The sequence below is a fragment of the Betaproteobacteria bacterium genome (assembly GCA_016713305.1).
GTDB lineage: Bacteria > Pseudomonadota > Gammaproteobacteria > Burkholderiales.
This window is the reverse complement of sequence record JADJPK010000014.1, coordinates 99,180-126,174: the sequence shown is the minus strand read 5'-3', so window position 1 is coordinate 126,174 and position 26,995 is coordinate 99,180. Positions and strand designations below refer to the sequence as shown.

Annotated in this window: 17 protein-coding genes and 3 pseudogenes; 3 read left to right on the top strand and 17 right to left on the bottom strand. The window is 66.1% G+C overall.

Translation table 11 applies throughout. The annotated features are described in order from the left end of the window. Nucleotides 1–12: 12 nt before the first annotated feature. The 3 genes from IPK20_17580 to IPK20_17570 form a co-directional block, all read right to left on the bottom strand. Nucleotides 13–714: a YceI family protein gene (locus IPK20_17580; GenBank protein MBK8018346.1), complete on the bottom strand. Its 702-nt coding sequence runs from the start codon at nt 712–714 to the stop codon at nt 13–15. Next, complete coding sequence (mgtA, locus tag IPK20_17575; GenBank protein ID MBK8018345.1) at nt 705–3,467, bottom strand: magnesium-translocating P-type ATPase; 2,763 nt, start codon at nt 3,465–3,467, stop codon at nt 705–707. Before mgtA ends, IPK20_17580 begins: the two co-directional genes overlap by 10 nt. A 108-nt stretch (nt 3,468–3,575) precedes the next feature. Continuing rightward, nucleotides 3,576–4,190, bottom strand: a complete 615-nt coding sequence (locus IPK20_17570) for a hypothetical protein (protein ID MBK8018344.1) — start codon at nt 4,188–4,190, stop codon at nt 3,576–3,578. Between the two features lie 331 nt (nt 4,191–4,521). On the opposite strand from IPK20_17570, the gene IPK20_17565 reads away from it, so the two are divergent. Both IPK20_17565 and IPK20_17560 read left to right on the top strand, forming a co-directional pair. Then, the gene (locus IPK20_17565) at nt 4,522–5,469 is read left to right on the top strand and encodes a PEP-CTERM sorting domain-containing protein (GenBank protein ID MBK8018343.1); all 948 of its coding nucleotides are present in this window, start codon (nt 4,522–4,524) and stop codon (nt 5,467–5,469) included. Further along, on the top strand, nt 5,393–6,424 hold the full coding sequence (locus tag IPK20_17560) for a metallophosphoesterase (protein ID MBK8018342.1): 1,032 nt from the start codon (nt 5,393–5,395) through the stop codon (nt 6,422–6,424). Before IPK20_17565 ends, IPK20_17560 begins: the two co-directional genes overlap by 77 nt. 94 nt (nt 6,425–6,518) lie before the next feature. Here IPK20_17560 and ubiM read toward each other — a convergent pair whose 3' ends face one another. After that, nucleotides 6,519–7,700, bottom strand: a complete 1,182-nt coding sequence (ubiM, locus tag IPK20_17555; GenBank protein MBK8018341.1) for a 5-demethoxyubiquinol-8 5-hydroxylase UbiM — start codon at nt 7,698–7,700, stop codon at nt 6,519–6,521. A 179-nt stretch (nt 7,701–7,879) separates the two neighbouring features. Between ubiM and glsA the strand changes: the two genes are divergently transcribed. Beyond that, complete coding sequence (glsA, locus tag IPK20_17550) at nt 7,880–9,688, top strand: glutaminase A (protein ID MBK8018340.1); 1,809 nt, start codon at nt 7,880–7,882, stop codon at nt 9,686–9,688. Between the two features lie 129 nt (nt 9,689–9,817). On the opposite strand, the gene ahpF is transcribed toward glsA, so the two are convergent. The 13 genes and pseudogenes from ahpF to IPK20_17485 form a co-directional block, all read right to left on the bottom strand. Next, nucleotides 9,818–11,389: an alkyl hydroperoxide reductase subunit F gene (gene ahpF, locus IPK20_17545; protein ID MBK8018339.1), complete on the bottom strand. Its 1,572-nt coding sequence runs from the start codon at nt 11,387–11,389 to the stop codon at nt 9,818–9,820. Between the two features lie 137 nt (nt 11,390–11,526). Next, nucleotides 11,527–12,090: a peroxiredoxin gene (ahpC, locus tag IPK20_17540; protein ID MBK8018338.1), complete on the bottom strand. Its 564-nt coding sequence runs from the start codon at nt 12,088–12,090 to the stop codon at nt 11,527–11,529. A gap of 295 nt (nt 12,091–12,385) precedes the next feature. Then, the gene (locus tag IPK20_17535; GenBank protein MBK8018337.1) at nt 12,386–12,736 is read right to left on the bottom strand and encodes a cytochrome c; all 351 of its coding nucleotides are present in this window, start codon (nt 12,734–12,736) and stop codon (nt 12,386–12,388) included. Further along, nucleotides 12,733–14,401: pseudogene (locus IPK20_17530) on the bottom strand (PQQ-binding-like beta-propeller repeat protein). Before IPK20_17530 ends, IPK20_17535 begins: the two are co-directional and overlap by 4 nt. Nucleotides 14,402–14,643: 242 nt before the next feature. Further along, nucleotides 14,644–15,105 (bottom strand): hypothetical protein, encoded by a 462-nt coding sequence (locus tag IPK20_17525; protein MBK8018336.1) that lies wholly within the window; start codon nt 15,103–15,105, stop codon nt 14,644–14,646. Nucleotides 15,106–15,197: 92 nt separating this feature from the next. After that, entirely contained in the window at nt 15,198–15,398 is a 201-nt protein-coding gene (locus tag IPK20_17520) for a hypothetical protein (protein MBK8018335.1), read from the bottom strand. 76 nt (nt 15,399–15,474) lie between these two features. Next, nucleotides 15,475–18,138 carry a hypothetical protein gene (locus tag IPK20_17515; protein ID MBK8018334.1) on the bottom strand — a complete coding sequence of 888 codons (2,664 nt, stop codon included), beginning with the start codon at nt 18,136–18,138 and terminating at the stop codon, nt 15,475–15,477. Between the two features lie 518 nt (nt 18,139–18,656). Next, nucleotides 18,657–19,601, bottom strand: a complete 945-nt coding sequence (locus IPK20_17510; protein ID MBK8018333.1) for a hypothetical protein — start codon at nt 19,599–19,601, stop codon at nt 18,657–18,659. 56 nt (nt 19,602–19,657) lie between these two features. Further along, nucleotides 19,658–20,563: a M13 family metallopeptidase gene (locus IPK20_17505; GenBank protein ID MBK8018332.1), complete on the bottom strand. Its 906-nt coding sequence runs from the start codon at nt 20,561–20,563 to the stop codon at nt 19,658–19,660. A gap of 279 nt (nt 20,564–20,842) precedes the next feature. Next, the gene (locus IPK20_17500; protein ID MBK8018331.1) at nt 20,843–21,715 is read right to left on the bottom strand and encodes a hypothetical protein; all 873 of its coding nucleotides are present in this window, start codon (nt 21,713–21,715) and stop codon (nt 20,843–20,845) included. Next, nucleotides 21,712–23,193 carry a PAS domain S-box protein gene (locus tag IPK20_17495; protein ID MBK8018330.1) on the bottom strand — a complete coding sequence of 494 codons (1,482 nt, stop codon included), beginning with the start codon at nt 23,191–23,193 and terminating at the stop codon, nt 21,712–21,714. Before IPK20_17495 ends, IPK20_17500 begins: the two co-directional genes overlap by 4 nt. A gap of 91 nt (nt 23,194–23,284) precedes the next feature. Further along, nucleotides 23,285–23,824, bottom strand: a pseudogene (locus tag IPK20_17490) (transporter substrate-binding domain-containing protein). A gap of 417 nt (nt 23,825–24,241) precedes the next feature. Then, nucleotides 24,242–26,965, bottom strand: a pseudogene (locus tag IPK20_17485) (cation-transporting P-type ATPase). Nucleotides 26,966–26,995 lie beyond the last annotated feature (30 nt).

Below are 26,995 nucleotides of genomic sequence, written 5' to 3'. Positions count from 1 at the left end.
GCCGAGGGCCTGTCATGGAACGGACCGGGCGAAAAGACGGACCTCGACGTCCACGGCATCCCGCACCCTCAGACCGCCCCCGAGAACCGACATGGGAACGAGTCCCAGATCGGTCTGCCTCACCTGAAAATCCGCCGTCACCGAGAGGCCGGAGGGGCCATCGCTCACGGTGGCAGGGAATTCCAGCGGCCGGGACGTTCCACGAAGGGTCGCCAGTGCCATCACCCTCGTTCGCGGGCCGGTGCCCGAAACCCGTATCGACTCGATCCGGATGACCGGCCACCGGCCCGCATCCAGAAGTCCGGGACCCAGCATGTTGTCGCGTGTGCCCTGGCGTGCCGGTGCCGGAATCTCTCCCGGGAAATCACCGCCCTCCTCCTGCCTCGCATCCGCGGGATCCACCTCCACGGAATCCAGCGGAATCTCGAGGCGGAAGCCCGGTTCCCCCGTGCGTGGGTCCCGGTAAAGGACCCCTTGCACCCGGGCAGTGATCACGTGGTTGTGCCCCAGCCGCGCCAGCGGGCCTTCCCGATACACCTTCAGGCGGATCCCGGAGTCTTCCGTCGTCACTTCGTAGCGGGTCGCCTCCGCGCTGAACTCGTGGACTGCCGCGGTGCTGTCCGACGAGCGTCCGGGGAACTGCTTCGCGCCGGGTGCGATGCATCCGGCGAGCAGCGCGACCGAAAGCCCGAGCGCGACGGCTCTCACGGCCATCCCCATCGTCTCGCGTAAAGCGCCTTCGCGGCCTGTGCCAGGGTCAGGTAGGCGAGCAGGGCCACGGGCAGCCACACGAAGTACACGGGCGGCAGCGGCTGCAGCTTGAAGGAGGACGCGAGCGGCCCCATGACGACGAACACCCCCGCCACGGCCACCGCCGCCGTCATGGCCACGAGCGGTGCCGCCGCCCGGCTTTGCACGAAGGGCACCTTGCGTGTCCGGATCGTGTGCACCACCAGCGCCTGGGTAAGCAGTCCGAACACGAACCAGCCCGACTGGAAGAGCGTCTGTTCCGCAGGCGTATCGGCCCCCAGAACGAACCACAGGAAGATGAACGCGGCGACATCGAAGACGGAACTGACAGGCCCGAACCACAGCATGAAACGGCCGATGGCGGCGGGATTCCACCGCTGCGGATCGCGCAGCATGTCGTCGTCGACCCGGTCGAACGGGATTGCCGACTGCGAGATGTCGTACAGGAGGTTCTGCAAGAGGAAGTGCACGGGGAGCATGGGAAGGAACGGCAGGAACGCGCTGGCAATGAGCACCGACAGCACGTTGCCGAAGTTCGAACTGGCCGTCATGCGGATGTACTTCAGCATGTTCGCGAAGGTCGCGCGGCCTTCCATCACGCCCTCGTCGAGGACCAGCAGGCTCTTGTCCAGGAGAATGATGTCGGCGGCTTCCTTCGCGATGTCCACGGCCGTATCGACGGAGATGCCCACGTCGGCGGCCCGCAGGGCCGGCGCGTCATTGATGCCATCGCCCATGAACCCCACCACGTGGCCGTGGCTGCGAAGCGAGCGCACGAGGCGCTCCTTGTGCGCCGGCGTGAGCTTGGCGAAGACGTTCCGGCGCTGGACCGCGTCGGCCAGGTCAGCATCGCTCATGCCTTCGATATCGCTTCCCATCAGCACGCCCTCGGGCACGAGGCCGACATCGCGGCATACCTTCTCCGTGACCAGTTCGTTGTCGCCCGTGAGAACCTTCACGCCGATGCCGTGCCGCGCGAGCGCCCGCAACGCCGGTGCGGCGCTGTCCTTCGGCGGATCCAGAAAGCTCACGTAACCGACGAGCGTGAGATCGCACTCGTCCGGAACCCGATAGTCCTTCTGCGCCGCAGGCACCTCCTTGATCGCCACGGCCACCACCCGCATGCCTTCGCGGTTGAGCGCGCCGGTCACGGTCCGGGTCCGCTCGCGGACCTCGGCGGTGAGAAGTGCATCGGTTTCGCCCTGCCGGATGCGCGAGCAGACGGAAAGCACCTCCTCGATCGCGCCCTTGCATACGATGAGGTGATGCCCCTCGTCTTCGGCCACCACCACGGACATCCGCCGGCGCTGGAAATCGAAGGGGATCTCGTCCACGAGACGGTACTCCTCGGCGGCCTCCCGATCGGCCTCCACGTGCTCCAGCACGGCCACGTCCAGCAGATTGCGCAGCCCCGTCTGATGACGGCTGTTGAGGTAGGCAAGCTGCAGTACCCGGTCCGAGGGATCGCCCCAACCGTCCAGATGCCGTGCCAGCACCACCCTGTCCTGGGTGAGCGTGCCGGTCTTGTCCACGCACAGCACGTTCATCGCCCCCAGGTTCTGGATGGCATCCAGCCGCTTGACGATCACCTTCTTGCGCGACAGGAACACCGCGCCCTTGGCCAGGGTCGACGTCGCGATCATGGGCAGCATCTCGGGTGTGAGGCCCACCGCGATGGAAAGCGCGAAGAGCATGGCCTGCGACCAGTCGTGCTTGGTGAGCCCGTTCACTAGCAGCACGAGGGGCGCCATCACGAACATGAAGCGGATGAGGAGCCATGCGACATGGTTCACACCGCTCTGGAACTGCGTGGGGCCGGAGTCCGCCTGGGACACGCGCTGTGCCAGTGCGCCGAAGTAGGTTCGTGCCCCCGTGGACAGCACGATGGCGGTACCCGACCCCGACACCACGTTGGTGCCCATGTACAGCACGTTGGCGAGATCGAGCGCATCTCGTGGCGCGGCTTCCTGGATGTTCGCGAACTTCTCCACCGGCAGCGATTCGCCGGTCATCGCCGATTGATTGATGAAGAGATCCCGCGCGTGGAGAAGCCTGCAATCGGCCGGAATCATGTCGCCGGCCGACAGCAGCACGATGTCGCCGGGGACGAGAAGCCCGATGGAAATGTCGATCCAGGAGGCAAGCTTCACCCGGACATGCGCCCCGAAGTACTGCTCGAAAACGGGAGCGGCGTCCTCCGTGAGGTCCCTTCGCATCACCGTGGCCGTGTTGCCGACCATCGCCTTGAGCGCATCCGCCGCCCGGCTGGAACGGTGCTCCTGCCAGAACCGGAGGCCGACGGACAGCACCACCATGGAGGAGATCACCGCCGTGGCTTTGTAGTCCTCCGTGATCCAGGAGATCACGGCCAGCACGGTGAGCAGCAGATCGAACGGAGTCCGGTAGCAGTGCCAGAGATGCAGCCACCACGGCAGCGGCTTTTCGTGATGGATCTCGTTGGGGCCGTACCGTGCGCGCAGCGATGCCGCCTGCGGCTCGGTGAGTCCGTCCGCGTGCGATCCCAGGGCGGTCAACAGGGCATCCGGTTCGGCTCTGGCCGCCGACAGAAGCTCTTCGGCATGGGACGCCGACAGCTGTGGCCGGCCCGATTCCGGATGGGCGTCGCCATGCAGCAAGGCAAAGCGGCGGAAGTGGCGGCCGAACCGGCGCGTACGCAGAAAGCGCGCGAACAGATCCTTCAGCCTGGCCAGACGCATGCCGGAGAATCTACGGTGCGAGATCGAAGCCAGCCGGAACCGCCTGCACGACGGCAGTCACGGGCTCGCACCGGGTCATGGAGAGAAGAGCACCGGTTCTGCCGCCTCCTATTCGGATCTGCCCGTTTCGCGCTTCAGTTCTTCCACCTGCTTCTTGAGCGCGATGGCTTTCTCCTCGCCGTGCCACCACACCGTGGCGAACGCGATGAGCCGGTCGCGGCCACCGGTCCCGATCACCGTCATCACGTCCCGCTCGAAAGGCTTGCGCGCGCGGAACAACTTGACCAGCCGGTCGAGGGACGCCTGGGCCGCCAGGACGTCCTCGCGCTCCTGCACTTGCAGCCCCGCGTAGACGGCATCGAACGCGGAGTGGACGGCGGCGGTCTTGCCCGCCAGCGTCTCGGAGGTCTCGGTGGCGATGTACGCGAAATATGGGTCGCCCACGATATGGTCGATCACCCAGTCGCACTGCTTCTCGTACTCCGCCAGGGCCGTCACCAGCGCAGCCAGGCGGTCGCCGTGCGAGGCGCGCGCCTCCGCCGGAGCCGCAGATAAGGCAGGCGCGGCGGCGGTCATGGCGGCGAGGTGGAGTTCCCACGGTTCCTTCAGCGTGGATTCATCGACGTCGAGAGCGGTCTGCGCGAGTGCGGATCGTCCCCCTGCGAGGGCAATGACAGCCAAGACAAGCAGGAACGTAGCGAAACCACGGCGAAACTGAGGCATGTGGATCTCCGTAGGGGCCATCCGACCGGAATTGCAGGCCGAACCGGAGTTTGCGCACGGAGCGGTCATGAAGACAAGCCTTCCCCTCGATTGTCCGCGAGACAACGCCACGACATCGGAGTCCGCGAAGCACCGCTTCCTTTCCTCTGCAGTGGCGATGACGTCCGGGTAATCCGTTCGGACGACAAAGGTCCCCCGGGAGGATGGATTCCCCGACACAAAGCACCTTCATGCTCCGTTCCGGCTCCGGGTCGAACTCCGGGCAACGAACCAACGAAAGGATCGGGCCACCGGAAAAGAATGGCCCGAAGCCAGCATGGGGAGACGACGAATGCACGTAAACAGCATTGCACGGCTGGCAGTGGCCAGCATGTTTGCCTTGACCCTCGGCGAAGCGCAGGCGCTTCGGCTCGACGTGGTGGGAGGATCGGCGACCGGTACGGCTGATGCGGAGATTGTCTCCGGCGCAGCAATCGCGGACAGCAGCACGGATCTCGCCACACAGGTTTCTCCCGGCACGGTGGCGGCGTCAGATGGAGCGCCCGCCCAGGCACTGCCGTTCCAGGGCGGAACGCTTGCATACGGTTGGAATCGCGAGGGCTACATCGAGAACACGGGAAGGCCCGACACCGTATCCCTTTGGGCCGGCGGCAACTCGACCCTGCAACTCGACGGCGTCGATCCGGTATCGAGCTTCTTCGAGAGTACCCGGATCGACCTCGTGGGGACCTCCCTCATCTCTTCGGCGACCGATGCAGTCGGAACGCCCGTATCCGTCACGCTGTCTGGTCAGGCTTCGTCCAGTTTCTCGACCACCATCACCGGCGTGGATCACCTCGTGACGTTCCAGGTCGACGTCCTCGACGGCAACGATGCCCTCGTCGCCAGCTACATGGGTATCGACGCCGGTTCGACGGAGCCCTTCTCGATCGTCTTCCAGTCGCGTGTCGGCGACCACCTGACCGTGGATTTCCGTTACGGCACGGATTCGATCCTGTTTGCGGAAGTCGCGGGGACCGGCTCGGTCGACAGCGCGTCGCTCCTGGAAGCCGACCTCCGCGTCGCGGCCGTCCCCGAACCGGGCACATGGGCGCTCATCGCGGGCGGCTTGCTGTCCATGGGCGCCGTGGCCCGCCGCCGCTCGTCCGAATTCAATGGGGCGCGGCGCCGCCTGTCCCCACCGACTGGACAAGGGAGACATCATGTCGAGAAAGAATCTGCTTCGTGCCATCGTGTTCGCCGGTGCAGTTGGCCTGTCCGCCGCCGCATCCGCGGATGAATTGCTGCGCTCCGGCTTCTCCTTCGCCCTCATCGGTGACACTCCGTACGGCGTTTCGGAGGAGCCGAAGTTCGACAACGTGATCGCGTCGATCAATGCGTCGCGAAACGTTCGCTTCGTACTGCATACGGGCGACGTGAAGCAAGGCAGCGAACTGTGCACTGACGAAGTCCTGCAGCGCCGCTTCAACCAGTACCAGAAGTTCCGCATGGCCTTCATCGTGACGCCCGGCGACAACGACTGGACCGATTGCCACCGGACGAACAACGGCAACTATCTGCCCACCGAGCGATTGACCAAGTTCCGCGAGATCTACTACCCGAATCCCACCCGCACGACGGGTCAGCGTCCCGCAGCGGTCGTCCCGCAATCGTCCATTGCCGGATTCGAGAAGTATGTCGAGAACGTCATGTGGCGGTTCAATGGGACCGTGATGGCGACCGTCCACGTTGTGGGAAGCAACAACAACCTCGCGCCCTGGAATCAGATCGATCCCACGGACACCATCGCCAACCCGCGAGCCGACCGGTTCGCCGAGTACAACGAGCGGGAGGCGGCCGCCCTGGCGTGGATCGACAAGGTGTTCGACACGGCCACGCAGTCCCAGAGCGCCGGTGTGATGCTGGCGATGCAGGCCAACCCCGCCTTCGAGTCGGCAGCCAGCAGTTCCGCCCGGCTCGGCTTCAACCCTGTGATCGACAGGATCGTTGCCCGCACCATCGCCTTCAAGAAGCCCGTGCTCGTGGCTCATGGCGACAGCCACTACTTCCGCATCGACAAGCCTCTCGCCGGCCCGGTCGCGCCTTCCGGCAGCGCGACGCTGGAGAACTTCACCCGCGTGGAAAACTTCGGCAGTCCCAACGTTCACTGGGTCGAAATCTTCGTGGATCGCCGCGACCCCAACGTCTTCACGGCCATCCCTCACGTCGTCGAGCAGAACTTCTTCCCTCGCTGATCCCCGGATGCAGGGCTCCCACCACCGTCAGGGTGGTTCGGGAGCCCGCCCCCAAGCCTCGGGGCCGTCCGGCATGGCTGCCGGACAGTACGTTTCAGGCACGCCGGACGCTTCCTCCGGTGATCTGACGCGAAATCACGTCTCGCAACGGCGGGAGTGCGCGCGCGATGCGCAGCACCGCATGCCGCGCGAGCCGTGCCGGCAGGGCATCGTCGGTGAACAGGCGGACGATCGCGTTGGTTCCTTCGTAGATCGGCAACGTGGTGCGACGGTGTTCGCTTTCGTATCGCCTGAGCGCCGCATCGCCGATGCCCCGCTCCAGTTCGCGGGCCAGGACCTCGACGCCGTACAGACCGAAGTTGTAGCCGTGCGCCGTGACCGGGTGCATGCCCACCGCCGCATCGCCCGCGAGCGCGAAATTCGGTCCGCAGAAGCGGTGCGCGTAGACGGCCACCAGCGGGTAGTGGTGGCGCTGGCCGACGAGACGCATCCCGCCTAGCCGTCCGGAGAGCTGAGCTTCAATGCGTGTCGCGAAGTTTTCCGGGTCCAGTGCGAGCCACGTCACCGATTCGTCGCCCTTCAGCGTGACGACGACGGAAGAACGGCGACCGGTCATCGGGAGCGTCGCCAGGGTGTTGCCATACCGGAAGCACTCGTGCGCCACGCCGCCATGCTCGGCCTCGTGTTCCATGGCCGCGACGATGGCCACGCGCCCGAAATCGAGCATCCGCGCACCGATGCCCGCCATGCGCCGCACGGTGGAGAAGCGGCTGTCGGCGGCCACGACCAGCGGCACCGCGTGGCGGGAGCCGTCTGCGGTGTGAAGCACGGTACCGCGACCGGGGCGTTCCAGACCCACGACCCGGGTGTCCCCGCGGATCGTGACATTGGGCTCGTTGCAGGCCGCGGCATGCGCGACCGCACGGATCCTGTGGTTCGGCACCAGCCAGCCCAGTGCCTCGTGCCCATGGGCGGCCGCCTCGAAGGGCAGAACGAAAGAGGACTGGCCGGTGCTCACGCGGGCTTCCCGCAAGGGCGAGATGTCCTCCGGCAGCAGGCGCTCCCACATGCCCAGGCGTTCCATGATGCGGCGTGCACGATGGGTCAGCGCGATCTCGCGGCCATCCTCTGCCGGGCGTTCGAGGGAATCGCCAGACTGCTGCTCCAGCACCTGGCAGCGCAGACCGCAGCGCGCAAGCGCCGTGGCCAGCGCCAGACCCGCGGGACCTGCGCCCACGATGCATACATCGAAGTCCGATTCACGCGACACGTCCAAGGGCTCCTGTCGTTGCCGGGCCGGACGCTATCCTGGGAAGATCCCGCCCGCCTTGACGTGGATCATGGGGCCATGGGGCCCGTGAGCTCAAGGGCGCGTTAGGATCCGGGCGATGTTTCCCTTTCCGGCAAGGCGATTGCTTTTGCGAGCCCCCATCGCTTCCACCACCGGAGTTTCCCTTGCACGGATCGCCCATCCAGGATTACCTCGAAGGACTGCGCGGCCGTTTCCTCGGCCATGTCGATGGGCATGTCGCGGACTACATCCCGGAACTGGCCACGGTGAACCCGGACGGCTTCGGCATCTGCGTCGCCACCCAGGACGGCCACGCCTACGAGGTGGGAGATTCCCGCCAGGCCTTCACCCTCCAGTCGATCTCGAAGGCATTGACGTACGGACTCGCGCTGGAACTGAACGGGCAGGACGGCGTGCTCGCCAGGATCGGCGTGGAGCCTTCGGGCGATGCCTTCAATGCGATCAGCCTGCGGCCCCGAACCGGTGCACCGATGAACCCGATGATCAATGCCGGTGCGATCGCAGCCTGCGGTCTGGTGCCGGGCGACACGTCCGAGGAGAAGATCGGCCGCATCCTCGAGGTGTTCTCGCGCTACGCGGGACGCCGCCTGGACATCGACGAGCAGGTCTACCGGTCGGAAAGCGAGACAGGTCACCGCAATCGCGCCATCGGCTGGATGCTGCGCAACTTCTCGATTCTCGAATCCGAACCCACGGTCACGCTGGAAACGTACTTCCGCCAGTGCGCCATTCGCGTCACTTGCCGCGATCTCGCGATGATCGGCGCCACGCTCGCCAACGGCGGCGTCAATCCGGTGTCCGGCGAACGCGCTGTTGCTCAGAGCCACGTACAGGATGTCCTGTCCGTCATGGCCACGTGCGGCATGTACGACTTCTCGGGCGAGTGGTTCTTCCGCACGGGTCTGCCGGCCAAGAGCGGCGTGGGCGGCGGAATCCTGGCGGTGCAGCCCGGACGTCTCGGCATCGCGGTCTATTCGCCGCGGCTGGATGCCCAGGGCAACAGCGCACGCGGCATCGCCGTGTGCCGCGAACTGGCGTCCGACCTGGGCCTGCATCTGTTCGACGCCGCGCAGCGCACCGTACCCTCCATCCGGTTGTCCAGCACGCGCCGGCGCATGGCCTCGCGGCGACGGCGCTCGCCGCAGGCGGATGAGTACCTTCGCAGCGCCGGATTGGGCCTGCGCCTCTATCACCTGCAAGGCCCCCTGTCGTTCGCGTCTGTCGAACCGGTCGTGCGTGAGCTCATGGCGCACATCCGCGCGACGGAGTGCGTCGTTCTGAATCTGCGCATGGTCCAGGGTATCGACGCCGCCACCGCCCGTCTTCTCGCTTCGACGCACGCGCGGATCACCGGTCTGGGCAAGGCACTGCTCTTCTCGGAGTCGGCATCGTGGTGGCAGCAGCTCACGGAGGCCGGCGTGCCCCGCGAGGCGTTCTTCGCCGATGACGATTACGCGCTGGAGCACGGCGAGAATCTGCTTCTCGCGGCCAGCCACGCACCGCGAGGCGGGGACGGTCCGGTGCCGCTGACCGGATGCGCGCTCTTCAACGGCCTGGACGGCTCCCAGCTCGCCCACCTGGACGGGCTGCTGGACTCGCGCAGCTATCAGAAGGGCCAGACCATCATGGCGGCCGGACAGGCGTCGGACGAACTGCTGATCCTGCGCAGCGGTTCGGCGCTGGTGAGCGTTCCGACGCAGGAAGGCGTCGCACGGCTGGCGGTTTTCGGGGCGGGCATGACCTTCGGCGAACTCGCCTTCATCGACGGATCGCCGCGATCGGCCAACGTGACCGCGCTGGAACCGGTCGAATGCCGGGTGCTCACGCGGGAGAAGTTCGCGAAGCTCGATCACGACGCGCCGTACATCAAGATCCGGCTGCTGGAGAACCTTGCGCTGGACGTGACCGGCAAGCTGCGTCAAGCCAACCGGGAGCTCTCGGCGCTGCGGTAAGCACTACGCGGGAGGACACGGCACGTGCCGCGCTGGGCGGCACTCCACTCACCGGGCCGCCCGGGCGGCACTCCATTCGCCACGCGGCCCGACGGACCGCGCGCTGCAGCGCCCCCGAGGCTTCCAGGATCACGCCGGGGCGGAGGTCCGGATCAGGTGATCGAAGGCGGAGATCGCCGCCTTGGCCCCCTCCCCCATGGCGATGACGATCTGCTTGTACGGAACCGTCGTCACGTCGCCCGCAGCGAACACTCCGGGCGTGGCCGTCTCGCAGCGCGCATCGACCGGGATCTCGCCGTACCGCGTGAGTTCCAGCGTGCCCTTCAGCCACTCGGTGTTCGGCACGAGACCGATCTGCACGAAGATCCCTTCCAGCTCCACGCCGACGGAGACACCCGTAGCCCGGTCGGCGTACTTCAGGCCGTTGACCTTGCCGTCGGCCCCGCCGGTGACTTCGGTCGTCTGGGCATTCAATACGACGCTCACGTTCGGCAGACTCGCGAGCTTGCGTTGCAGCACCGCATCGGCACGCAGCTGCTTGTCGAACTCGAGAAGCGTCACGTGACGGACGATGCCGGCCAGATCGATGGCCGCCTCGACCCCTGAATTGCCACCACCGATGACCGCCACGCGCTTGCCCTTGAACAGCGGTCCGTCGCAGTGCGGGCAGTAAGCCACGCCCTTGTTGCGGTACTCGCGTTCGCCGGGGACGTTCATCTCGCGCCAGCGCGCGCCCGTGGCCAGCACCACCGCCCGCGCTTTCAGCCGGGCGCCGTTGGCAAGCTGCACCTCTGCCAGGCCGCCGGGTTCGGCCGCGGGCACCAGCTTCTCCACCCGCTGCATCGCCATGACGTCGACGTCGTAGGTCTTCACGTGCTCTTCGAGCGCGGCCGTGAGTTTGGGACCTTCCGTTTCCTTGACCGAGACGAAGTTCTCGATGCCCAGCGTGTCCATGAGCTGGCCGCCGAAACGCTCCGCGACGATACCGACGCGGATCCCCTTGCGAGCCGCGTAGATGGCCGCGGCCGACCCGGCGGGTCCACCGCCCACCACGAGAACGTCGAACGGTTCCTTGGCGCCGAGCCGCTCCGCGTCCCGCCGGGCGGCGCCCGTGTCGACCTTGGCGAGAATCTCCTCCAGCGTCATGCGCCCCGATCCGAACAGCGTGCCATTGAGGAACACCATCGGAACGGCCATGACCTGCCGCTCCTCGACTTCCTTCTGGAACAGTCCGCCGTCGATGGTGACGACCTTGACGCGCGGATTGAGCACCGCCATCAGGTTGAGCGCCTGCACGACGTCGGGGCAGTTGTGGCACGTCAGCGACATGAAGACTTCGAAGTCGAAGTCGCCTTCCAGTGCCTTGATCTGCGCCACCGTCTCGTCCGACACCCGCGGTGGATGTCCGCCCGCCCACAGCAGCGCCAGCACCAGGGAAGTGAACTCGTGGCCCAGCGGAATCGCCGCGAAGCGCATCGAGAGCTCGCCGCCCTTCCGGTTGATCGTGAACGAGGGACTGCGCACACCGGCCGAGACGGACTCTCCGACCGTGATCTTGTCGGACAGGCCGGCGATGTCCGACAGGAGCGCACGCAGGTCGCCCGAGGCGGCGCTGCCGTCCAGCGTTGCCGTCAGCTCGATCGGAACCTGCAGCTTTTCGAGATAGGCCTGCAGTTGGGCCTTGAGACTGTCATCCAGCACGATGGGGTTCCACGTTCCAGTGAGTTCAGAAAATGGCTTGCAGCGCCGCCGGCCAAGCTCGCGAGGCCTGGCCGAACCGGGCGCGGCGCCCCTGCCGGATCTTCCCGGCCGGGGTTCGCCGCGCCCCTCGGACAGCGTCAGATCTTGCCGACGAGGTCCAGGGACGGCGTCAGCGTCTTGGCGCCTTCCTTCCACTTGGCCGGGCAGACCTGGCCGGGGTTGTTGGCGACGAACTGGGCGGCCTTCAGCTTGCGCAGCGTCTCGCTCACGTCACGGGCGATCGCGTTGTCGTGAATCTCCGCCGTCTTGATCACGCCTTCCGGATTGATGATGAACGTGCCACGCAGCGCCAGACCTTCTTCGTCGATGTGCACGTCGAATGCGCGTGTGAGCTGGTGAGTCGGGTCTCCGACCAGGGGAAACTTCGCCTTGCCCACGGCAGGGGACGTCTCGTGCCACACCTTGTGCGAGAACTGGGTGTCGGTCGTGACGATGTAGACCTCGGCACCGGCTTTCTGGAATTCGGCGTAGCTCTCTGCCGCGTCTTCGACTTCGGTGGGGCAGTTGAACGTGAAGGCAGCCGGCATGAAGATCAGCACGGACCACTTGCCCTTCAGGTCCTCGTCGCTGACGGTGATGAACTTGCCATTGTGGAAGGCGTTGGCTTTGAACGGCTGAACGGTGGTGTTGATGATCGACATCTATCGGTCCTTTGGCGTTTGAAAAGAAAAAATCATCCTGCACTCAATGCATTGGCGCAATGTTTAGACTTGCTCTAAGTATTGTCGCACTGCATCACGAGGAGGGCAAGCCCCGCGTGCATTTCAGCGGGTCGAACGGTCTGGGTCCGGGGAAGGAGATGCCCGAGTCAGGGCAGAGCCGCCGCCCGCTGCAGGAATTGGGGCTGCATTTCAGGATGACAACCCGGGCGCCGGCCGGAGGCGGCGGACACGGGGTCTGCAGAGGCCGCCAGCCCTCGTTCCGCCGGGAATCCGGCTAGCGGCCGCGATGCAGCATCGATCGGATGAATCCCACGAGCGTCCAGCGCTGCTCGTCGGTCAGGGCGTCCCCCCAGGCCGGCATGATGTTCATGCCGTTGATGCGCCCTTTCGATATCGTCTCGAAGAGCTCGGCAGCGGTCAGATCCTTGCGGCCTTGCAGCGACGGCGCACCGCTTTCGCCGCCTATCCCTTCTTCCCCATGGCAATAGCTGCAGGATTCGCTGAAGAGCGTCCTGCCTTTCTCCACTCGTTCAGGCGCCAGAAGGTCGGGCGGTTCCTCGGCAACGCCCGCAGCCGCCCACCCCGCGAGCCAAAGGGCCAGCAGTCCGTGCCGTCTCGCCTTCATTCCACGGTGAAGGCGATCATCGCCGCGCCGCCGTTCACCTTGCCAAGTTCGGGGAACCACTGCGGACCGGAGATGGCGGCATAACCACCGAAACCGCTGGGAACGAGGATGTACTGCTTGCCGCCGGCCGAGTAACTCACGATACCGCCCCGCGAGCCGGAGCCCGTGCGGAAGTCCCACAGCACGCTGCCGGTCTCGGCATCGTGTGCACGGACGATCCCCTCGCCGTCCTGATTGAAGATCAGGTCTCCGGCCGTGGCCAGCACCCCCGCGTAGGCCGGAACCTTGTACGGGACGCTCCACTTCACCGCGCCGGTGATGGGATCGCGGGCATCCAACCGTGCACTGGGAGCCTCGCCCGGCGGCGGCACCCGCTTGACGTCCTTGATGGACGAGTAATTCTGCGCGAGCGGAAGCTTGCCCGGATCGGCGATCTTCGTGGTCGTCCACGAGATGCACGACTCCATGCCGTTCACGTACCACAGTTGCGTCTTCGGGCTGAAGGCGCCCGCATTCCACTGACGTGCGCCGCTCGTGGCCGGACACTGCACGAAGTTCTCGCCAGGACGGTGCTCGTGGCGCCCGATCAGTTCGCCCGTCTTTGGGATGGATGTCGTCCACCCAGGTGATGTGCCGGGCGAATCGCCACACGTTCTCCAGCGCCCCGTCGTGCTTGTCCATCACGAACACGAACCCGCCCTTGTTCATGTGGACCAGATAGTCGCGGCCGTCGCGCTGAATGAGCACGGCCTCGTAAGCGGCATCGAAATCCCAGGCGTCGTGCGGAATCTCCTGCCGGTGCCACTTGAGCGTCCCGTTCTTCGGATCGAGACTGATGACGCTGGCCGTGTAGAGGTTGTCGCCGGGACGGTCCTCGGGCGCCCAAGGTGCGGCGTTGCCCGTGCCGTAGATCACGCTGTCGGTCGTGGGATCGTAGGTGCCCGGCATCCACGCGCCGCCGCCGCCGAACTTGCCGGTTTCGCCCGGCCAGCTACCCGGATCGTCCTTGATGGTGTCGAAGGTCCAGGCGAGTTCTCCCGTGGCCGCCTTCACGCCGTAGATCTGACCGCGCGTCGCGAGATCCCCGCCGGTGGGGCCGAAGGTGAGAATGTCTCCGGCCACCACGGGTGGCGAAGTGAAGTTGCAGCCGTGGCATCCCTTGAAGGGGGTGAGCTGGACCGACCAGAGTTCCTGCCCGGTCTTCTGATCCAGGGCGATCCCCCGGCCGTCCACCGTGCCCATGTAGACGCGCCCGTGCGCGATGGCGATGCCGCGGTTCCAGGCAGGGAACACCGCCTGAGTGACGGCCGAATCGAGCTTGGGCTTGTACTTCCAGATCTGCCGGCCCGTGGCGCCCTCGACGGCGTGCGCCACGTTGAAGGCGGATGTGTAGTACACGATGCCATCGAGAACGATCGGAGTGGCCTGGATGCCGTGCGTGATGTCGCCAGGCTGGTGGATCCACGCCACCTTGAGCCGGCCGACGTTCTGACGATTGATGCGGTCCAGCGGACTGTAGCGCCACGCGTTGTAGGTGCGGTGGTACTGGGGCCAGTCGTCCGGCTGTTCGTATCCTGGCGACTGGGCCTGGCTAGAGACGGCCCAGGCCGCGATCAGCGCGCCCCCGATTCCTATCGACAGTACGCGTAGGCCGAAACCGCTCATGCTCCCTCCCCAGGTTCTCGTGATCAGGTCCGGGATGTTACGGCAAGGGCAGCGTTCCCGGCTCGCCCTTCCCATTGTTCTCGAGATCCGCACCGAACAAGGGTCCACCAAATCGTTGCCGCCCTGTGCCACCCTCTCGTCGAACCATCGGGCGGATCGACGAGAGGGCGAGGGCGGTTCGGCGACCGTCAGCGCCCGTAGAGTCCGACGCCTCGGTATCCAGCCCTCCATCGGCGGTCATCTCATGGCCACTGACCTCCCCCGCGAAGATTGGAGAACCGCCCGGTACCGCTGCCCTCGATGAAGGACCACACGCCGGTGCAGCGGATCAGGTCGTTGCCACCGCTCCGCCCCGTGGAATAGCAGCGACCCAGCCATTCGACGCGGTAGTCGTCTCCGCCCTTGCTCGCCGCAGTGATTCCGCGCGTCTCGCCCCGACCCTGGGTGAGGTCGGTGAATCCCGTGGCCGCCGAACGCACGTCATTGAACAGGCCAGATCCTACCGATTCCCTGTAGTTGCAGGCAGCCGTGGACAGATAGGCCAGCCGCCCGGTGGTGTCGTTCTTGTACAAGGGCTCGAAGCGTTCGACCTTTCTCACGCACTTGACGGTGAGCGGTTGCGGTTCTGCCAAGACTTCGCCCGCACCGATGACACCGGAAACGGCGATGCACGCCAGGTGGATCCTCGAAGCTTGAAGTTTCATGTTCTGCCTCCCTCGATCGTTTCGGAATGGGACACGGAACATCCGTATCCGCTCGAAACATCGCCCGGCAGGCGCTTCGGATCCGTTACGGATTACGAGGGAGGTGCGGACATCTCATCGGCGTGGGATTTCGGGACCGCGAGGTATCGCACCGCCAGATTCCGCAGCCGGATGCGGGCCTCTTCGGCCCAGGGCATGTCGATGCCGGGCAACCGCTCGCCCCCGTAAAGGCGTCGGACCCGCTCGCCCTGCCCGCGCCCGCCCGCTTCCTGCAAGGCGGCGACGTCGGCCACAGCGCCGGGTTCAGACGGACCATGCCGTCGCGCACTTCCACGGCATCGTCGTCCTGCAACCAGTCCCGCAACCGGCTCATGGCGGTCCGGGCATTGCCGAGCGCCAGATCGCCGTCCGAATCCGGCCACAGCAGATCCGCAATCCTTGTCGTGGCGAGCCCCTTCTCTCCGGCCACGGCCAGCAGGCCCAGCAATGCGACGAGCCGCCGGGACACCTTCCGCTTCTCGGGCGGTGCACTGCCCTGGATCTGCAGCCGGAAACCTCCCCCAGTTCCACGGTCACGGGCCAGGGCCACTCCGTGGTCCGGCGTCCACCGGAGGCCTGATCGCCCATTCCCGGACCAGCTTGCGAACCACCTCCGGTTCGATTCCCTCGGACCGCGCGCGGCGTCGGCAACAGCGCCCGCGCCCAGCTGAGCGCAGCCGCCCTCTTGCGATTGCGGGACATCGTAAGCGCGGCCGTCAGATGCGAGGATGCGCCCGCGATGTCGCCCCGTTGCAGGCAGTGATGGCTGCGAAGAATGAGCAGCATCGGATCCAGGTAGTTGCACAGGGTGCCGGCCAGACCGCGTTCGACGAAGCAGACGAGGTCCATCGCCTCGTCCGTTCGTCCGGCAGCGACGAGGTAGAGCGCCTGGAGGGCCGTCCACGCATACTCCGCGATGAGAAAGCCGTTGTCGCGCCACCTTTGCAGACACTCCGCTCCTGCCTCGATGGCCGCCTCGTATCGTCCGTCGAAATACAGATTGATCCCGGTGACGGCGCGGAAGTACGCGCGCGGATACAGCCCGCCCGCCTCGATCTCCCGGCGGATCGATTCGATCTCCTGCAGTGCTTCCGCCGCGCGTCCGAGGTTGCCCAGCGACTGCAGCCGGTAGCAAGACATGATCTGGCTCACGTTCGAAAGCCCGCTGTTGCGCGCGAGATCGCGCGCCACGGTCGCCCACTCGAGCGACGTCTGGTAGCGCGCATCGAAGAAGTGATACACCGCGATCCAGACGGAACCCCACACTCTCGAGAACACCGCGAGATGTTCGGAGTCGAGCAGCCGGCGCAGTTCCGGAAGCGCGCGGGCGGCAAGCGGCTCGTCGCTCGAGAAATGCGCGTACGCCAGCAATCCCGTTGCGGCCTGGATCGCCTGCGCCGAGGGCAGCGTTCCGGAAAACAGGGCGTGCTCCAGCTTCTGCCGCGCCGATCCCAGCAGTCGATGGTCCGGACGCCGGTAGAGGCACATGTAGAGGAATCCGTACCACGCCCGGACCGCACGCGCCGGATTCTCCGGCGGACGGGACTCGAGCAAGGCTTCCATGGTCTCGATCCAGCGATCCCACTCCTTGAACGTCTCGCTGATGACCAGCATCACCTCCATGACGGAGAACGCCGCGGCGAACTGGCCTTGGCATCCCCCGTTCGCCACGAATGCCTCGTAGGCCTGCTCGCAACAAACCCTCGCCCGGACCGGATCCGTGAGTCCTGCGGCGATGCCCTGGAAAAGCAGCAGCCACGGGTCCTCCCGGATGCGTTCCGGGCTCAGCCAGGACAACCAGCGGTCCAGCGTCTGCAGTCGTCCTGCGTCGACGAGCCCCTGGGCGCGTTCCCGGACCAGCCTGCCGATCGATGCCTCGTCGCCTGCCTGCCGGTAGATCTCGAGTGCGTCGCCGGACTGCCCCGCCGCTTCGAGCGCACGGGCGGCGACGATGCGCAAATCGTGGAGATCCCGCGCCTCGGTCGTCTTTTCCAGATGTTCGAGGAGAAAGGCCCGGAACAGGTCGTGGTAGGCGTAGACGGGAGATTCCCCTTCACGGCGGCTCGTGAACGCATGGCGCCGATGCAGCCTTTCGAGTTCCCTCGCGGCGTCGGGATTTCCGGTGACGGCGCGGGCCAGTTCCGGCGTCATGATCGGCAGCACCGCCGTCCGGAGAAGGAAGTCTCCGGCCCTGGCCCGGCGTGCCGCCAGGATCTCGCCGGCAAAGTAGTCGAACAACGCCTCCCGGGTCGACAGGTCCAGAAGTTCGTCAGCAGTTCCCGGTACGCCCTCGCGATGGAGCAAGAGGACGACACCCGCCACCCAGCCGTCGCACGTGTGCTGCAGTGCGTCGACCGATTGCCTGCTGCCCGCCGCGTCGGCCAGCGCGCGTGTCTCGGACAGATCGAGCCGCAGGTCTTCTGCAGAAACAAGCCCGATGTGCCGATTGAGCCGAAGCTTTGCGAAACCGGCCGGCACATGGTGCCGGCTGGCGAGGATCACCTGCTTGCCTGGGGGTATCTCCTCGCAGGCAACGCGTATCAGGGTGTGAAAGCCGTCACTTTCCGCACGATGGCAGTTATCCAGCACCAGCACCGACCCCGCGGGAAGACGCCGGAAGAACTCACGAAAGAACCGCCTGCCGAATCCCTGGAGATCTGCCAGGTGATCGGGGGTGAGATAGCCGAAACCCGACTGCTCGTCGTGCGGCGACGCCGAGAGCTGCAGCAGGTAGGCGATGAAAGAAGACGGATCACGGTCGGCCTCATCCACGTGATACCAGAACGACGGCGCGCCCCGCCGGCCTATGGCTTCGGCCACCACCGTCGTCTTGCCCGCGCCGGCCGGACCTTCCACCCACACCGCGGCACGATCGGCGAACGCATTCAAGACGTCGCACGGGCGGGGGCGTGGAACCGCATCGAGCACCCTCGGGGCGGAGAGCTTGGACAGCGTACCGCCCGCGAAGGCCCGATGGTCGGTAGCGCTGTTCATGAAGCCACCCGGACGCACGTTTCCTTCACACGCTCGCACCCCGGAAGCACGGTGCATCCCGAACGACCCAAGTCGCTGCGAACACCCTGACGACCCCCTGCCCCGTTGCACGTTTTACCCATGGCTGTAAGGGAAATCCGAATGCGTTGGACGAGACGAAGGGTAGTCGATAGCGCTCGGCTTGAGGAGGTGGAGGATCGTCGGTTGATGCCGCCAGACCGGCGTCGCATCCAATGAAGCCTTTCCAAACTTCCGATATTGCGTCGCAGCGCGCTCTTCCTTGTCTGCGCGCGGCACGATTGCGCTCCTCAGCCACGAGGCTCGGTCAAAGAGGCTTAGTGGCGGGGAAAAGATGCGGCGGGTGCCTTCCTCCCTCCTCTTCGGCTTGCACAGAATTGTGGCCTCCGGTCACGGATCTCCTCACTCCGTCGCTCCACGACACTCGTCCTCGGAATTGGGAACAGCGTTCCCTGTCCCGTTCCGCGGACGAGAAACGGGTAGAAAAGCGCATGCGCTCGTCAGTAACTCAACCCCACGCTGACGGTCCAGCCGTGCACGTTCTGGCCGAAGAGATAGCTGACGCCGATGCGCAGCCGCTTGGAGGCATCGGAGCCGGCCGCGAGCGGCGCCTGCATGCCGATTCCCACCTCGGAAACGGTACTGAAACCGAGGATCGAGCGCCGCGGTCCCATGAAGCCGGAGTACCCCCCGTAAAGGGCCCATTCGATCTGGCGGTCGAACAGGGTCATGGTGGTGGGCAACGCGTGGTCAGCCCGGAGGGAATAGACGGCCGAGTTCTCGCGAAACGACCTTGCGGGATCGGATTCCCCATACGTCTCGATGCGCGACCACGCCGTGTGTGCGTGGACCGTGATCCGGCGGCCCGGGATGTCGGGCACCCAGTCGATGCCCAGATGGGGCGTCACGATCCAGGCGTCCGAATCCCAGTTGAAGACCGTGCCGTCGAACAGCGGTTGGAACGCGACCGCCGCACCGGAGTAGCCGGTACGGTTGCTCAGGCGAGTGACGCCTGCGTCGAAGGCGGGAACCAGCGTGACACCGTGACCGATGTCGAACTTGACCGCAAGTCCGCCCGAGAGACCGTAGGCGGTCCACCGGGTGGACACGTTGCCGGTGCCGGGGACCGACACGGGGAGCGAGGTCGTCATTCGCAGGTACCCGCCGGTGAAACGCCCGAGCAGTTGCGCGTGGTCTCCGACGGTGCCGAGCACGCTCTCGGCCCCCAGCCTCGTCATGTCCAGGTCGATGCGCTGCCCTGCGTCGTTGACGCGGTAGTGCGCCGTGCTGAGGTCGGGCAGAAGCGTGAGCGTCAGCATCTGCGCGTAGGCAGGCGCGAGCCTCGCGTTCAGCTCCGCCAGATCGGCAGACTGCGCCCATGCCGCCAAAGGGAGTGCGAGCGACCCCGCACACAGGGCGATCCGCCGAAGGATCGCGTTGTTCATCGTCCGGCGCGGCAAAAAGGGATTCGGGCGCGGCACTCGTGCATCGTGTTCTCCCCTCACCAGATCCGGACCCGTCTCGCGGGCGGAAGGTAATCGGCATCCCGCGGCGTGATGCCGAAGGCGTCGTACCAGGCGTCGACGTTTCGAAACGGGGCTCGGGCTCGCACGATGCCCGGCGAATGGGTGTCCGTCGTCAACGACTGCCGCAGTGCAGGTTCACGGGTGATGCTGCGCCAGACCTGCGCCCAGCCATAGAACAGACGCTGCTCCGCCGTCACGCCGTCCAGTACCGGCGCGGGCTTTCCGGCGAGCGACAGGCGGTAGGCATCGACCGCAAGCAGCACCCCGCCGAGGTCCGCGATATTCTCTCCGAGCGTCTGGTCCCCGTTCACATGCGCACCCGGCAGCACTTCGATGGCGGAGTACTGGGCGGCGAGCGCCTTCGCCCGGGCATCGAACTCCATGGCGTCCTGCGGCGACCACCAATCCTGCAGGACGCCATCCCCGTCCGCCTTGCGCCCCTGGTCGTCGAAGCCGTGCGTGATCTCGTGTCCGATCACCGCGCCGATGGCACCGAAGTTCACGGCCATGTCGGCGTTCGGATCGAAGAACGGGGGCTGCAGAATGGCCGCGGGAAAGACGATCTCGTTGCGCACCGGGTGGTAGTACGCGTTGACCTGCTGCGGATTCATCTCCCAGGCGTCGCGGTCAACGGGTCCTTCCAGCCGCGAAATGCTCCACGCCCGGTTGAACCGGCTTGCCGCGAGCACGTTGCCGTACAGATCGTCTGCGGAGAGGCGAAGCCCGGAGTAGTCGCGCCAACGGTCGGGGTAGCCGATCTTGACCACGAACTTGCGCATCTTCTCCAGCGCCTTGCGTTTCGTCTCCGGCGTCATCCAGTCCACGTTGGCGATCCGCGCACGCATGGCCGTGCGAAGTTCCGCCACCAGCTCTTGCATCATGGTCTTGGACGACTGGGGAAAGTACCTGGCGACGTACAGCCGGCCGAGTGGATCCCCCAGGTTCTGGTCAACCAGTTGCGCCCCTCTCAGCTTTCTCGGCTTGTTGCTCGCCAGGCCCTGAAAGAGCTTTCCCCGGAAATCGAAATGCCGGTCGACGAAGCGCCGGGAGAGGTAGGGCGAGGCCTGATCCGTCAGCTGCGCGGCCTGCCAGGCCTTCAGCGTCTCGACCGGCGTCTCGGCAAAGATGGCCGCGAGCTTCGGAAAGGCGTCCCTTCTCCATCACGACCACGCGCGGGACCCCGGCCACCCCTGCGCCCTCGGCCCATTCCCGCCAGGGAAACCCAGGGCATACGCTTCCAGTTCCGCGATCGTCATCGGGTTGTACGTGCGCTCCCGCTGGCGGCGTTCGGTGCGGGTCCAGTGAACCCGGGCGATCCGCAGTTCCAGTTCCCATACCTCCGCCGCCGCCTGCCGGGCGGCGGGCCATCTGATGGAAGTCAGCAAGGCCTCGAGATAGCTGCGATACGCCGAGCGCACCGGCTCGAACGGCTCCGCCAGATAGAAGTCCCGGTCGGGCATGCCCAGACCCGCCGCCGCGACATACAGGGCGTTGCGCGACGGTTCCTTCATGTCGCCCATCACCTCGTTCACGAAGAAGCTCCCGCCCATCCCGCCGTGCGCGTCACCCATCAGCCGCGCCTGGAGTTCGCGCGTGGAGGCCGCGCGGATGCGTTCGATGCCGGCGCGAAGCGGCGAATCGTCGAGCGCCTCGATCCGGGACTCGTCCATGAAGCTGCGGTAGAGGGTACCGACCAGGGCATCGTCGCCCTCGGGGCGGGTCAGTGCTGCTTCCTCCTCCACAATCGCCAGGACCTGCTTCTCGGCCTGCTCGATCAGCGTCATGAATCCGCCGATGGCGATCTTGTCGTCGGGGATGGGGGTGTTGCGGTAGTAGGAACCGCTTGCGTGCAGGTTGAAGTCCTGGCCGGGCGACACGCTCAGGTCGCGGCCGGCAAGGTCGAAACCCCACGGCTGTATCCGGGGGAGCGCCGGCGCCCCCTCCGTCGCCCGGACCGGAACCGTCGGCTCTTCGGCCGCAACGCAAAGAGGACACAACAGCGGAAGGACAAGCAGCAATCTGGACGGGTTCAATTGAAAGGTCTCTCCTGCATGGATGTACGTAGGCCGATCGTTCCGGGTTCCCTACCCGCCCGGCGGAAGCGGGTCCAGCGTGAATTCCGCGACCGTTCCCACCCGCGCGCACTGCGCAGGCGGACGTCGCCGCCGTGGTGATCGACAATGCGCCGCACGACGCTCAGTCCCACCCCGGTACCCTCGAATTCCCGGGAAGAGTGCATGCGCTGGAACGGCAGGAACAGACTCTGCGCCTGGCTCATGTCGAAACCCGCTCCGTTGTCGGTGATGCGGTACCAAGTACCGCGCGCATCGGCATGGCTGTCCACCTTGACCATGGGCTGCTGGACCTTCGCGCTGTACTTGGCGGCATTTCCGAGCAGGTTCTGCCAGATCTGCGCGACGAGTTCCGGGTCGGCCAGGGTCCGCGGGAGCGGTTCCAGCCTGAAGGCCACCTGTCGTCCGGGGTTCGCGGCACTCAGCATGTCCCACACATCGGATGCCTGCGCTTCCATATCGAGGACCTGCCGATTGAGCGGCGCACGCGAGATCTGCGCAAGCTGCCTCAGCGCATTGATCATCGCCGTCATGCGCCGTGCGGCCGCGTCGATGCGGTCTGCGAATCCCATGGCTTCGTCCACCCGGCCGGATTGCAGGCGCGTGCGCAGAAGTCCCGAGTATCCCTGGACCGCGTTGAGCGGCGACCTGAGATCGTGGGACACCATCCGGGTGAACTCCTGCAGGGCCCCTTCTGCTTCCGCCTGTGCCGCACGCGCCGCCCGGCTCTCTTCCCGGGCGTGCTCCAGCTCGGACGCGAGCTGGTCGTAACCGGCCCGCAGTACCCGGTCCGCGGAGAGCTGATCCGTGATGTCGCGAACGATGCAGAACACATGCGGCCGTCCGTCGATGTCGAACCGGTCCGCGCTGACGAGGCAATCTCTCGGGTCGCCGTCCGCTCGACGCAACCGGACCGGCGTGCCGTCCAGTGACCCGTCGGCAGCGAGCGTCGAGACCAGTTCCTCGACCACGTCCGCTTCGACGTGCCGGCCCATCTCCCGGATCGGTCTCCCGATGAGGCGATCGGCCGGGAGGTCCAGGAGCCGCAGGAGCGAGGCATTGGCATCGCGGACGATGCCGGAACCGGATTCGACCAGGAGCATCGGATCGGGATGCTGTTCGAAAGACTGATCCAGCAGCGCATTGGCCCGGCTCAGGGCGCTTTCGGCCTCCTGCCGTTGCGAACGCTCGAACGCCACGCGCCGGTTGCGACGCCAAAGCGCGCTCCCCAGCAAGAGGGTCGCTGCGCCCGTGGCTCCCCAGGCAACGAACGTCTTCGATCGCTGCAGAACGAGACCCTGTTCGAGCCGATCGTGCTCGGCGATATCGCGGTGGCTGCTCAGCCAGCGGACCCGCAGTGCTTCCAGCCGGCCATCGCCTTCGAGAACATCCAGTCCGGTCTGCAACCGCGCCGCCAGCTCGGTGCGTTCTGGCGCCACCGCGAATGCGTAGCTCTGGAGGGGAACTCAGGTGCGAGGCCCTGAGACCCTCTGCCTGGTGAAGGAGCGGAGCATCGCCGAAGGCGCGCAGCAGAAGCGCCACGTCCGCGCGGCCGTCGCGAACAGCCTGGAGCACGCCGGCGGAATCTGCCGCCGGCACCCGGGTGATGTCAGGCACACCCTGAAGCCAACTGTGGACCGTATCCCGCATCGGATCGTTGTCGAGCATTGCGATGCGCAGGCCTGCCAGCTCCGGAAGTCCTTGCGGATCGGGCCGGTCCGCCGGATGGTAGATGGCCATCAACGGCGAGGCATGCGCGCGGACGAACCGGGCCCAGGCACGTCGGGGCGCTGTTTCCACCATGGCCACCACGTCGAGTTTTCCCGCCCGGAAGTCCGCTTCGGTCCGGGACCAGGGTCCGAGCTGGACCTCGAACCCGATGCCCAGGACCTTGCTCAGTTCGGCAAGGAGATCGATCTGGAAGCCGGCAGGCCGGTCACGTTCGTCGAGCGATTCGAAAGGTGCAAAAGCGGCATCGCCGCCATAGCGAAGCGAGAGTCGCCCGGACCCGGCTGGCGGCCAGTACCCGGCGAGCACAGAGGCGCAAAGCAGCGTTCTTCTTCTGTTCATCTGAACCTGGGCAAGACCATGGACGGGCGACCCCCCGCCTCGGCTTGTCGACTCGTTGTTCGAATCCCTCGCAGGGCGTGATTCCGGCCCGGCTCCTGGCAACACCGGTCGGTAGTCTAACTGGAGTCACGTCCACGATTCCCGCGGGCCTCTCAGCCGCCGCAGGCCTGCCGCTCGAGGGCCGCGCCCCGTTCTCGAGAATCTTTCCCGGAATCGCCTTGAATCGGCCGGCATAGCCGAGGCCAATCCCATTGCATGGAACCCCCCCGATGGCCCGACTCCGGCATCGAGCCAAGCGCATGGGCCGCCGGGATGCCAGAGTTCCGGTAGGTGGTGTCTCGCAGGCAATGGGGGCCTCGATGCAGTCCTCGGTGTTCCTTGCCGGAGCGGCGGCAGTCACGGCTTCCCGCTCGTCCGTCACCTTCGGCTTGGCCAACCCTCCCGCATATCCCGCAGCCGCAATCGAAGCTGCTTCTCGATCTCGACGATCGCGAACAGTGCCACACCCGTCCCGACGATCAGAAGTCCATCCAGGAAAGGCACCGGCGCGGTACCGAACACGGCCTGGAACAGAGGAACGTAGGTGATCGCGAACTGGGCGCCAGTGACAGTGGCGACGGTGAGCCACACGACCTTCGTGCCGCGCGCGAGCTTCCAGGTGAGCGAAGTGCCGTGGATGTTGCGGATGAAGAAGAGGTGGAAGATCTCCATGACCACGATCGTGTTGACGGCCATGGTCCGCGCCAGCTCGATCGAATAGCCGCGATCGTCCGCGTACGCCAGGATGCCGAACACGCCGGCCACGAACAGCATTGAGACCAGCACGATGTGCCATGCCAGCTCTCCGCCGAGGAGCGGCTCGTCCCGCCGCCGGGGCGGCCGGCGCATCGTGTTGTCTTCGCTGGGCTCGAACGCCAGGGCGATGCCCAGCGTGATGGCCGTGATCAGATTGATCCAGAGGATCTGCACGGCGGTCACCGGCAGCGTCATGCCCAGGAGCAGCGCCACGACGATGGTCATCGATTCACCGGCGTTGGTCGGGAGTGTCCAGCTGATGACTTTCTTGATGTTGTCGTAGACCGTCCGGCCTTCCCGGACGGCGGCGACGATGGACGCGAAATTGTCGTCGGCGAGCACCACTTCGGCGGCCTCCTTCGCCGCCTCGGTGCCTTTCCTGCCCATGGCGATTCCCACCTAGGCCCGCTTCAATGCGGGCGCATCGTTGACGCCGTCGCCCGTCATGGCAATGCTGATTCCGTGCGACTGCAGCGCCGTGACCAGACGCAGCTTGTGCTCCGGGCTCGTGCGCGCGAAGACGTCGGTGTTCATCACGGCACCGGCGAGCCGGGCATCGTCCATCGCGTCCAGCTCGATGCCCGTCAGCACGCTGTCCGGATTCTGCAGGCCAATCTGCCGCGCGATCGCGCTCGCCGTTCCTGCGTGGTCGCCCGTGATCATCTTCACGCGGATGCCTGCGGCGCGGCATTCGGCCACCGCGGCTGCCGCCTCCGGCCGGGGAGGATCCATCAGACCCACCAGGCCCAGCATCGTCAGCGATCCTTCCACGTCCGAGAACGCCAGAACCGTGTGCTCGGGCGGCACGGCCCGGAAGGCGAAGGCCAGCACGCGTTGTCCGCGGTGGGCGATCCGCTCGGCCGCGTCGCGCCAGAATGCCGGATTCAAGGGCTGTTCCGTGCCGCCGGAATCGAGCTGCGCCCGGCACATCGCGCCGATCCGCTCCGGCGCGCCCTTGACGAAGACGAAGGCATTCCCCTCGTGATCGTGGTGCAGAGTGGCCATGAACCGGTGCCCGGAATCGAACGGGATGGCATCGGTGCGCGTACTCCCCGCGCGCGCCTGCCGCCAATCGACGCCCGCCTTGCCCGCGTAGGCCAGCAGTGCGCCCTCCATGGGGTCTCCTTCGACCGTCCAGTCCCCCTGGTTGTCCCGCAGGCTCGCGTCGTTGCACAACGTGCCCGCGCGAGCGATGCCGGCCAGCACCCGGTGCTCGGAGGGCCTCACGGCCGCCCCTGCCAGAGCGATCCCGCCTTCAGGCGCGTACCCCGAGTCCTCCACCTCGTACGTGCCCTCCACGCCTGCGACGGACACCACCGACATCTCGTTTCGCGTAAGTGTCCCGGTCTTGTCGGTGCAGATCACCGATACCGAACCCAGGGTCTCGATGGCCGGAAGCCTTCTCACGATGGCATTGCGGCGAGCCATGGCATGCACGCCGATCGCGAGCGTGATCGTCAGAACCGCGGGCAAGCCTTCTGGAATGGCGGCCACGGAAAGGCCCACCACGACCATGAACATGTCGGTGAAGGCGAAGTGACGAACGAAATAGCCGAATGCCAGCAGCAGAGCCGCAAACACGAGAATGAGGGCCGTCAGCCAGCGGGAGAACGCATCCATCTGGTTGACCAGGGGTGTGGTGAGCGATTCGACGGAGGACAGCATGCCGCTGATGCGGCCGATCTCCGTGTTTGGTCCCGTGCTCACGACCACGCCCCGGCACTGCCCCGCGGTGACCAAGGTGCCGCTGAACGCCATGCAGGTGCGATCCCCCAGGGCGGCCAGCTCGTCGACCGGCTTCACGTCCTTTTCCACCGGCAACGACTCGCCCGTCAGGATCGCCTCCTGGATCCGCGAGCCACGAGTCTCGATCAGTCTGAGGTCCGCCGGGACCTTGTCGCCCGCTTCCAGGAGGACGATGTCGCCCGGGACGAGGTCGGCGCCATCCACGGTATGGCGTTCCCCGCCACGCATTACGGCCGCTCGCGGCGCGAGCATCTGCCGGATGGCCTCCATGGCCTGCTCTGCCCTGCCTTCCTGTGCGAATCCGATCACTGCGTTCACGATCACCACCGCCAGAATCACGGCTGTGTCCGCGACGTGATTCAACGCGAACGTGATGACCGCCGACGCCAGGAGAACGTAGATGAAGATGTTGTGGAATTGCAGAAGAAAGCGCTTCAGCGCACTGCGCTTCGGTGGTTCCGGCAGCCGGTTGGGGCCCGACGTTTCCAGACGCCGCGAGGCCTCTTGCCGGGTCAGGCCCGACGTCGTCGTCCGGAACACCTCGAGCACCGACTCGAACGTTCTGCCATGCCAGCTTCCCGGCTCGAATGCCACGGGCAATCTCTCCCTTCCAGTCTCTTCTGGGGCCCG